General features: G+C 73.8%; 6 protein-coding genes. 2 read left to right on the top strand and 4 right to left on the bottom strand.

Annotation, left to right across the window (positions count from 1 at the left end):
- Positions 1-189 precede the first annotated feature (189 nt).
- Positions 190-888, bottom strand: coding sequence for a uridine kinase (locus G3I42_RS32770; RefSeq protein WP_164291315.1), 699 nt, complete (start codon positions 886-888; stop codon positions 190-192).
- Positions 889-988: 100 nt separating this feature from the next.
- On the opposite strand from G3I42_RS32770, the gene G3I42_RS32765 reads away from it, so the two are divergent.
- A complete protein-coding gene (locus G3I42_RS32765) occupies positions 989-1,456 on the top strand; it encodes a hypothetical protein (RefSeq protein ID WP_164291314.1) in 468 nt (155 codons plus the stop codon).
- Positions 1,457-2,049: 593 nt separating this feature from the next.
- On the opposite strand, the gene G3I42_RS32760 is transcribed toward G3I42_RS32765, so the two are convergent.
- Genes G3I42_RS32760 through deoC form a run of 3 tightly spaced genes read right to left on the bottom strand, consistent with a single transcriptional unit; the run spans position 2,050 to position 5,498 of the window.
- Entirely contained in the window at positions 2,050-3,048 is a 999-nt protein-coding gene (locus tag G3I42_RS32760) for an aldehyde dehydrogenase family protein (protein ID WP_239096837.1), read from the bottom strand.
- Positions 3,041-4,507 carry an aldehyde dehydrogenase family protein gene (locus G3I42_RS32755; protein ID WP_164291313.1) on the bottom strand — a complete coding sequence of 489 codons (1,467 nt, stop codon included), beginning with the start codon at positions 4,505-4,507 and terminating at the stop codon, positions 3,041-3,043. Before G3I42_RS32755 ends, G3I42_RS32760 begins: the two co-directional genes overlap by 8 nt.
- Positions 4,508-4,511: 4 nt before the next feature.
- Positions 4,512-5,498 (bottom strand): deoxyribose-phosphate aldolase, encoded by a 987-nt coding sequence (deoC, locus tag G3I42_RS32750; RefSeq protein WP_164291312.1) that lies wholly within the window; start codon positions 5,496-5,498, stop codon positions 4,512-4,514.
- Positions 5,499-5,651: 153 nt separating this feature from the next.
- On the opposite strand from deoC, the gene G3I42_RS32745 reads away from it, so the two are divergent.
- Entirely contained in the window at positions 5,652-6,338 is a 687-nt protein-coding gene (locus G3I42_RS32745; RefSeq protein WP_164291311.1) for a PH domain-containing protein, read from the top strand.
- Positions 6,339-6,441 lie beyond the last annotated feature (103 nt).

Raw genomic sequence — 6,441 nt, 5'->3', positions numbered from 1 at the left:
GCGGGGGGGGGGACCGGGGCGCCACGGGGGTGGCGTCGCGACCACGGGGGTGGTTGCCGCACGGGACCGGAGGGCTGGGGGGCCTCCGGTCCCGCCGCCGTTTGCGGAGCAGCGGGCCGCCTGTCGTACGTACCTTCTCGGACGCGCGCCGCGAGCCGGGGTCGGCGCGGGTTCAGCCGCGGCTCCGGCTCAGCCCGCCGTCCGGGCCGTCCCCGGCTCCCGTACCGCCGGGCTCACCGGTCCCCGCGCGCAGGCCGCCGCGGCCAGCCGGCCCAGCGCCTCCTCTTTGCCGCAGGGGTGCGCGCCGAGCGCCGACTGCCGCTGCACGATCGCCCGCTCGGAGCGCATCAGCCGGAAGCCCCGGCGCAGCAGGAACGGCACGGACTTGCGGCCCTCGCGCAGATCGCGCACGAGCCGCCGCCGGAACGTCGTGCTCGGGCGCCCGCGCAGGCACAGCGCGTCGGCGAGTACGCCGAGTTCGCGGCAGCTGCGCACGATGTCGGCGGCGAAGATGCCCTCGGCGATGAAGAGGGGCGTGGAGCGGTCGAGCGTCAGCGTCTCCGTGCCCGTACGGGTGCTCTCGGCGATCGAGTAGACGGGGACCTCGGTCGAGCGGGTGCGGCACAGCTCGCCGATCGCGGTGAGCGCGCGTTCGCGGTCCCAGGACAGCGGCGAGTCCCAGTCGATGTCGCGCTGCGGGCCCGGGCCCGCGACGAGCGGCAGGGTCGGGTCGTCGGCGTCCTTGTAGAAATCGTCCAGGGACAGGACGGGCAGACCGGAGGCGGCGGCGAGGGACGACTTGCCCGAGCCGGAGGGCCCGGCGAGCAGGACGACCCGGACCGGTACGGCGGGATGGGGACTCACGAGGAACCAGTGTGCGGCATGCACCCGGCGCCCCGACCCGCCGGGGCGCGCTTTGGTACCCGACCGACACCTCGCCTACGCTGCGTGCGCACACGATCACGTACCGAACCGGCAGGTGGCAGTCATGGCAGCAGCACGACACGCAAAGACCTCATCCTCCTCGCGCGCCCTCCTGCGGGCCGGACTCGGCATCGCCGTCGCCGGCGCGGCACTCGGCGGCGCCGCCGCGAGCGCGAGCGCGGCGACCCCGGAGCTGGGCACGGTCGCGCCCGACCTCGGCACGGCCGCTCCGGACCTCGGCTCGCTCGCCCCCGGCCTGGGCAAGCAGCTCGACACGCAGGCCGCGCTCGGCGGCGCGAGCCAGGGTCTGAAGGCGGCGACGACGTACGGCCTCGGCGGCGTCACGAACCTCCAGCTCGACCCCCTCGCGGGCACGGGCACGGACCCGCTCGCCAACGGCGTCGGCACGCAGGTCGCCGACTTCAAGCCGGTCGGCACGACGGACGTCACGGGCCCGGTCACGAGCGGCGCGAGCCTGGCGGAGCTGCCGGTGGCGGGGGACGTGGTGCACACGCTGGGGATCGGGGGCTGAGGGGGGCGGTGGGGGGCTGAGGGGGGCGGTGGGGGGCTGAGGGGGCGGTGGGGGCTGGACGGGGCGGCCGTGCGGGGCGGTCGTAGGGGGGCTGTTGTGCGGGGCGGTCGGACGGGGGTGTGAGGGGTGGTCGTGCGGGGCGGCCTGGCTTGGCTGGGGGAGCTGCTGAGGGGGCTGGCGAGCAGGACAGCCCCTGACCTTCGGGACAGCCAGTGCCGCCAGAACAGCCAGTGCCCCCCAGGACAGCCCCCGCCCTCCCAGGGGGGCACCCCACAACAAGTCTTTCGCGTTTCCGCGCCCCCACCGCCCCATTTCGCCCCGTCCGCCCAAATCTGTGGACAACTTCGCGAAACTCGTCACGGCCGCCACTCGAAAGGGTGAGGAGATTTCCGTTTCGATGGCGAAATTCGGGGTTATCCACAGGCTGACGCATACGAAGAGTCAGGCTCTGCGGGAGGGTGAGTGCTCACTCACCTCGCGGACCCCGGCTCGCTCCCGCCCCGCGCCCCGGCACCCCCGTTGACGTATGCCTGTGCGGGCCGTCCCCAGGTCGGGGGCGGCCCGCACAGGTGTGGACAACGCGGTCCGGGGGCTCAGTACGAGGAGCCCGCCACTCCCAAGGAGCCCGTCGGGTGCCATACCGTCTTCGTCTCCAGGACGGACGTCATGCGGCGCAGGCCGGGCGGCGCGGTCCAGTCCTCGGCGGGCGCCGAGGGGCGCAGGACCCGCTTCAGGTTGTCCGCCGCCGCGATCTCCAGGTCCACGGCCTCCTGCCCGTCCGCGCCCGTCAGGTCGATCGCGTTGACGTCCTGGTGCGAGGCGAGCGTCGGGCCGAGGTCGGCGATACGGCCGCTGAGGATGTTCGCCGTGCCGCCGGGAACGTCCGACGTGGCGAGGACCTCGCCGAGCGAGAGGGCGGGCAGCGGGCGCTCCTCGCTCGCCACGACGACCGCCGTGCAGCCGGTCGCGAGGACGGGCGCGAGCACCGAGACGAGGCCGAGCAGCGAGGACTCGCGCGGCGCGAGCACCGCGACGACCCCGCTCGGCTCGGGCGTCGACAGGTTGAAGAACGGCCCCGCGACCGGGTTCGCGCCGCCCACGACCTGCGCGAGCTTGTCGGTCCAGCCCGCGTACCAGACCCAGCGGTCCACGGCCGCGTCCACCTGGGCGCGCGCCGCGTCCCGGTCCAGGCCCTCCGCCTCGGCGACCTCGCGCGCGAACTGCTCGGCGCGCCCCTCCAGCATCTCCGCGACGCGGTACAGGACCTGACCCCGGTTGTACGCCGTCGCGCCCGACCAGCCCGCGAACGCCTTGCGCGCCGCCGCGACCGCGTCACGGGCGTCCTTGCGCGTCGAGCGCGGGGCGTTGGCCAGCCACTCGCCGTGCGCGTCGCTCACCTCGTACACCCTGCCGCCCTCACTGCGGGGGAACTTCCCGCCGACGTACAGCTTGTAGGTCTTGAAGACGCCTAGGCGCGGGGCCGGGGCGCTCGCCCCGGGGGCCTTCGCCTCCAGGGCGGGCTCGGCGGCTGCCTTGGGGCCGCCCTTCGCCTGCTTCGCCGTCTTCTCGCTCTTCTGGCTCTTCTCAGACATCGAGGTACGCCTCCAGGCCGTGCCTGCCGCCCTCGCGGCCGTAACCCGACTCCTTGTAGCCGCCGAAGGGCGAGGTCGGGTCGAACTTGTTGAAGGTATTGGCCCACACGACGCCCGCGCGCAGCTTCTCGGCCACGGCGAGGATGCGGGAGCCCTTCTCGCTCCAGATACCCGCCGAGAGCCCGTACGGCGTGTTGTTCGCCTTGGCGACGGCCTCCGCCGGGGTGCGGAAGGTGAGGACGGAGAGGACCGGGCCGAAGATCTCCTCGCGGGCGACGGTGTGCGCCTGCGTGACGTTCGTGAAGACGGTCGGCGCGAACCAGTAGCCCGAGCCCGGGAGTTCGCACGGGGCGCTCCAGCGCTCGGCGCCCTCCGCCTCGCCCTGGCCGGTCAACCGCGTGATGCGGTCGAGCTGTTCGGCCGAGTTGATCGCGCCGAGGTCGGTGTTCTTGTCGAGCGGGTCGCCCACGCGCAAGGTGGTGAGGCGCCGCTTCAGCGCGTCCACGACCTCGTCATGCACCGACTCCTGCACGAGCAACCGCGAGCCCGCGCAGCACACTTGGCCCTGGTTGAAGAAGATCCCCGTGACGATGCCCTCGACAGCCTGCTCGACCGGGGCGTCGTCGAAGACGATGTTGGCGCCCTTGCCGCCCAGTTCGAGCGTCACGCGCTTCGCCGAGCCCGCGACCGTGCGGGCGATCTGCTTGCCGACCGCCGTCGAGCCCGTGAAGGCGACCTTGTTCACGTCCGGGTGCGCGACGAGGGCCGCGCCCGCGTCCCCGTACCCGGGAAGGATGTTGACGACGCCCTTGGGCAGCCCGGCCTGCCGGCAGATGTCGGCGAAGAACAGCGCGCTGAGCGGGGTCGTCTCGGCGGGCTTGAGGACCACCGTGTTCCCCGCCGCGAGGGCGGGCGCGATCTTCCACGCGAGCATGAGCAGCGGGAAGTTCCACGGGATGACCTGGCCCGCGACCCCGAGCGGCTTCGGCGCGGGACCGAAGCCCGCGTGCTCCAGCTTGTCGGCCCAGCCCGCGTAGTAGAAGAAGTGCGCGGCGACGAGCGGGATGTCCGTGTCGCGCGTCTCCTTGATGGGCTTGCCGTTGTCGAGCGTTTCCAGGACGGCGAGTTCGCGCGCGCGTTCCTGGACGATCCGCGCGATGCGGAAGAGGTACTTGGCGCGCTCGGCGCCGGGCAGCGCCGCCCAGCCGGGGAAGGCGCGGCGCGCGGCGGCGACCGCCCGTACGACGTCCTCCTCACCCGCCTGCGCGACCTCGGAAAGCACCTCCTCGGTCGCCGGGGAGACGGTCTTGAAGACCTTGCCGGAGGCGGCGTCGGTGAACTCGCCGTCGATGAACAGGCCGTAGGAGGAGGCCAGTTCGACCGCGGCGCGCGACTCGGGCGCGGGTGCGTAGTCGGTGAAGGCCGGAGCGGGCCCGGCGGAAGGGGTCTCGTGTGCCATGAGTTCAGTCCACCGTCACGTAATCGGGGCCGGAGTAGCGGCCCGTGGCCAGCTTCTGGCGCTGCATGAGCAGGTCGCCGAGCAGCCCCGAGGCACCGAAGCGGAACCAGGCGTTGCTCAGCCAGTCCTCGCCCGCCGTCTCGGCGACGAGGACGAGGAACTTGATCGCGTCCTTCGTGGTCCGGATGCCACCGGCCGGCTTCACCCCGACCTGCTCCCCGTGCGCGGCGCGGAAGTCCCGTACCGCCTGGAGCATGAGCAGTGTGTTCGCCGGGGTCGCGTTGACGCCGACCTTGCCCGTCGAGGTCTTGATGAAGTCCGCGCCGCCGAGCATCCCGAGCCACGAGGCGCGCAGGATGTTGTCGTACGTGGACAGCTCCCCGGTCTCGAAGATCACCTTGAGCCGGGCGCGGGTCCCGATCGCCTCGCGCACGGCGACGATCTCCTCGTACACCTTCGCGTAGCGGCCCGCGAGGAAGGCGCCGCGGTCGATGACCATGTCGATCTCGTCGGCGCCCGCCGTGAGCGCGGACTCGACGTCGGCGAGCTTCACGGCGAGCGGGGCGCGCCCGGCGGGGAACGCGGTCGCGACCGAGGCGATACGGACCTCGCTCCCGGCGAGCGTCTCCTTCGCCGTCGCGACCATGTCGGGGTAGACGCAGACGGCGGCGACGCGGGGCGCGGAGCGGTCGGTGGGGTCGGGGTGCAGCGCCTTGGCGGCGAGCGCGCGGACCTTGCCGGGGGTGTCGGCGCCTTCGAGCGTCGTCAGGTCGATCATCGAGATCGCCAGGTCGATCGCGCGGACCTTCGCGGCCGTCTTCACGGACCGCGTCCCGAGCGCGGCGGCACGCGCCTCCAGGCCGACCGGGTCGACCCCGGGCAGACCGTGCAGGAAGCGCCGCAACGAGGCGTCGGAGGCGCTCACTTCGGCGAACGCGGCCCCTGCGGCGGCCCGTGGCGCGGGAGAGGGGACGGGGGGAGTCGTGGGCATGCTCACCAGGGGAGCATATCTACGCGCGTAGCGGTCTGTACAGGGGGGTGCGGGGGCTCGGGAGGGCGGACCGGGGGGCCCGCGCGGGGGTGTGTCGCCCGTGTCCGGTGGGGAGCCCGAGGGCTTGTGCGGCCCGTGGGGGAGAATCGGGGTATGACGACCCCCGACCCGGCCGCTTCCGAGCCCGATCCGGCCGCTCCCGAGTCCTCGCCGGCCGCTCCCGAGCCTTCACCGGAGGCGCCCGAGCCCTCGCCGGCCGCTCCCGACCGGATCTACCGCTCGCCCGCCGGCATCGCCGCCGGCGTCTTCCTGCTGATCCTGGGCGGCTGGCTGGGCGCCGACGCCATCGTCCTGGGCGAGGACCGCACCCCGTGGATCGCGATCGCCGCGCTGCTGTGCGTGATTCCGCTGGTCATCGCCTTCACGCTGCGGCCCGCCGTGTACGCGAACACGGAGCGGCTGCGCGTCCGCAACCCCTTCCGCACGATCGTGCTGCCCTGGAAGGCCGTCGCCGCGCTCCGCTCCGGCTACTCCAACGAGGCCGTCGACGCGGACGGCAAGGTCTTCCAGCTGTGGGCGCTCCCCGTCTCGCTGCGCGGCCGCAAGCGCGCGGCCCGCGCCGAGGCCCGCGCGATGAGCCGGGGCGAGAAGACGGGGCACACCGCCACCGCGCGCGAGATCCGCCACCCGCAGGGCGACGTGGCACTCGGCGAACTGCGCGAGCTGGCGGGCGACACGGACTCCCCGCAGAAGGGCCTCACCGAGGCCCGCTGGTGCTGGCCCGTCATCGCCCCGGCCGCCGCGGGCGCGCTGCTGCTGATCGTGCTGCTGCTGGTCTGAGCGAGGGCGGGGGCGAGGGCGGGGCGGGACGGCGCGGGTCGTGCGGGGCGGAGGCCGGCGGTCGTACGGGCCGGCCCTCGCACGACCATCGGACGCGTACGAC

The sequence above is a fragment of the Streptomyces sp. SID11385 genome, from assembly GCF_010548245.1.
Taxonomy (GTDB): Bacteria; Actinomycetota; Actinomycetes; order Streptomycetales; family Streptomycetaceae; genus Streptomyces.
The sequence above is the reverse complement of the archived record's forward strand: the minus strand, read 5'-3'. Positions and strand labels throughout refer to the sequence as shown.

Coding starts and splice junctions, on each gene's coding strand:
- G3I42_RS32760 (WP_239096837.1), bottom strand. CDS start 3,048: ATGTCTGAGAAGAGCCAGAAGAGCGAGAAGACGGCGAAGCAGGCGAAG.
- G3I42_RS32765 (WP_164291314.1), top strand. CDS start 989: ATGGCAGCAGCACGACACGCAAAGACCTCATCCTCCTCGCGCGCCCTC.
- G3I42_RS32755 (WP_164291313.1), bottom strand. CDS start 4,507: ATGGCACACGAGACCCCTTCCGCCGGGCCCGCTCCGGCCTTCACCGAC.
- G3I42_RS32745 (WP_164291311.1), top strand. CDS start 5,652: ATGACGACCCCCGACCCGGCCGCTTCCGAGCCCGATCCGGCCGCTCCC.
- deoC (WP_164291312.1), bottom strand. CDS start 5,498: ATGCCCACGACTCCCCCCGTCCCCTCTCCCGCGCCACGGGCCGCCGCA.